Annotated in this window: 2 protein-coding genes; one reads left to right on the top strand and one right to left on the bottom strand. The window is 69.3% G+C overall.

The window, feature by feature from the left end; translation table 11 throughout:
• Positions 1 to 438: 438 nt before the first annotated feature.
• Positions 439 to 585 carry a VOC family protein gene (locus ABZ749_RS33015; RefSeq protein ID WP_357234822.1) on the top strand — a complete coding sequence of 49 codons (147 nt, stop codon included), beginning with the start codon at positions 439 to 441 and terminating at the stop codon, positions 583 to 585.
• 464 nt (positions 586 to 1,049) lie between these two features.
• Here the strand turns inward: ABZ749_RS33015 and ABZ749_RS33020 are convergent, their stop codons facing one another.
• On the bottom strand, positions 1,050 to 2,783 hold the full coding sequence (locus ABZ749_RS33020) for a UvrD-helicase domain-containing protein (protein ID WP_357234818.1): 1,734 nt from the start codon (positions 2,781 to 2,783) through the stop codon (positions 1,050 to 1,052).
• Positions 2,784 to 2,899 lie beyond the last annotated feature (116 nt).

The following is a 2,899-nucleotide window of genomic DNA, read 5'->3' on the forward strand; positions in this document are numbered from 1 at the left end:
AGGCACCGGTGGGCCGGACGCGCTGATCACCCGGGTCCGGTGCCTGAGCGTCCGGTGATCGACCGACCGCTGATGCGGAGCCCCGGTGCTCGCGGGCTGGGCCACAGGGCTAACGCCAGGGACAGGCCCGCGTACACGTCAAAACCCCGCCCGCTCCGGCGATGAGGACGCTCCGCGCCGGCGCCAACGCGGCGAACAGTGGCGGAACGGTCAACGAGAACGCGCCGAAGTCGGCGGGCGGCGCCGCAGGGGTCGTCACCGCTCAATGATCACTGATGGGCGGCGGACACCGGCAGTGCTAGATGACGGGAACGGGGGGAGGGTCGAGCAGTGCGCGGTCACCGTCGAAGCCGTGATTCAGTGCGGCGGTGACGTCCTCGTGCGGGGTTCCCAGCGACCTGGCCCTCGGGCGAACGATCACAGCAGATCCACTTCGACCTGGCCGTCGACGAGCCCGATGACCTCGATGACGCCGAGGCGCGCGCGATCGAACTCGGAGCCGTCAAAGAAGAGCAACAACCCGCGCCGGAACGCTTTCGCGTCCTGCGCGACCCGGCCGGCCATCCTTTCTGCCTACGCGGCTGACCCGCACGACTCGCACAGCATCAGGGGCGAACCCGCCACCCGCCGACAACGCCGCACCTTCAACACATCCGACTGACAGCAATGTGAAGCGCGCTCTCAGTCCATGACGGCGGTGGCCTCGACCTCGACGAGGTAGTCGGGGCCGGCGAGGGCGCTGACGCCCAGCCCTTCCACCGACAGGTACCGTCACGCACCCGGTCCGCACTACCTACAGGATGCCGTCGACGGCCGCCCGGCGGGAGCGCATCTCTGCTTTGCCCATCCACTGCGGCGACGGCAGCATCGGCTTCACGATCTCCCACTCGGTATCAGTCAGATCCGACGCGTACCGCCGCATTCGATCCGTACCCTTCTACCGACCCAGTCAGGCCTATCGATCGGACCGGCTGACGCCCGACCAACCCACAACCCAAACGGGCTCTCCGGGCTGCCCACCGGCCTGTTCGGACTTGTCCGGACGCTCGTCAGGAGGTGGGCGGCCGCTCCTGGTCAAGGTGTGGGGACTGCTGAGTGAGGGTCAGCTGTCCGAGTTCCTGGGTGCATCGGGTGAGCGCGACGTAGAGGCCGTTCCAACCGCGCGGTTCGGCGGCGATGCCCCGAGGGTCGATGAGGAGTGTCGCGTCCCATTCCAGTCCCTTGGACTGGGTCGCGGTGAGCGCCGGCACATCACTCAGCACGGCTTGGAGTGCGGCGATGCGCTCCGCGGGGGCGATGACGCCGACCGTGCCGCCGTGCCACCGTTGCTGCAACTGTCGCACTGCGTCCACGGCGGCGCCGGCAAGCTCAGCCGGTGTGATCGTCCGCTCCCAGGGGGCGATGCCGGAGGAGCGCACCGCTCGTGGCGGGGTGTTGTGGCTGCCAGCCTTCTTCAAGACCGGTTCGGTGAGGTCCATGACCTCGCGCGGGGTCCGGTAGCAGATGGTCAGTTCCGCGGCGGTCCAGCGGTCTCCGAAGGCAGCCCGTACCGCTTGCGCCCAACTGGTGTGCCGGTGGGCTGCCTCGGCCTGGTCGATGTCGCCGACGGCGGTGATGGAGCGACTGGGGCAACGGCGGAGAACCATCTGCCACTGCATCTCGGACAGTTCCTGTGCCTCGTCGATGACGACATGGCCGTACACCCAACCGCGCTGGCGGCGAGCACGTTCGGCGAGGAATTCGCCCTGTGGTTGCGGGGTGTCGACGTCGCCGAGCAGGTCGGCGAGGGCGTCGAGAAGAGGGATGTCGCTTGATGCCCAGGGGGTGGGCTCGGCCGCGACAGCCGCGACCTCCTCGGGGGACAGCTGCGGGGCGAACCGGGCCAGCAGGGTGCGGTCGGTCAGGAGACCACCCAGCAGGGTTTCGGGATCGAGGGTGGGCCACCAGGCCTCGATGAACCGGGCGATGGTGGTGTTCTCGGCGATACGACAACGAAGCTCTTCGACCTCCTCCTCGGAGAGCAACCCGTTGATGTCGCTGCCGGTGGACGCCTCGGTGGAGGAGTGGTCATGCGCCATGCCCTTGTCGACGCGGGCGAGGATGTCCTCGAAGCCTTCCTCCATCTCCGCCATCAGCGTCTCGCGCTGTTCGGCGACGACATCGGCCAGACGGTGGTGCAACTGCTCGGCGAACGCCGCGCGGGCCCGGTGGTACGGACGCCCCTGCACCGCTGAGGCGAGCGCCTGCGCCACGGTCGCGGCCGGAATGACGTAGAACTCGCCCTCCCAGCGCAGCTTCAGCTCGCGCGGACGGGGGAGCAGCGACGTGACGTAGCTTTCGAGCGTTGGCTGCCAGAGGGCGCGGCCCTTGATCTCGGCGAGACGCCGGCTCTCGTCGCGGCCGACGTGGATGTCGGCCAGCAGGGTGTCGCAGGTCGCCGAGACGACGGCGGTCTCACCGAGCGCGGGCAGCACCTGGGCGATGTACTGGAGGAACCGCGGCGAGGGACCCAGGACCAGGACCGCCTGGTCGGTCATCTTCCGGTGGGTGAACAGCAGGTACGCGACGCGGTGCAGGGCGACCACGGTCTTGCCCGTGCCGGGACCGCCCTGGACGATCAGTGGGCCGGTCGCCTCAGCCCGGATGATGTCGTCCTGTTCGCGTTGCAGGGTGGAGATCGCCGTCGACATGCGGCCGGTGCGCCGCTGGTCGAGAGCGGCCAGTAGGGCGCCTTCGCCGACGAGGTCCGCAGTCGCACTTCCGTCGAGGGGTTCGTCGTCCACCCCGACGACGGCCGATCCCGTCGCTGCCTCCGGCGGAGCCGACCGAGTAGGTCGCAGAGCGGTTCGGAACGCCCCCGGCGGACTGTCGCCGGGGGCGTTCGCGGTTCATTCGACCG

This window comes from Micromonospora sp. NPDC047753, from assembly GCF_040642735.1.
Lineage (GTDB): Bacteria > Actinomycetota > Actinomycetes > Mycobacteriales > Micromonosporaceae > Micromonospora.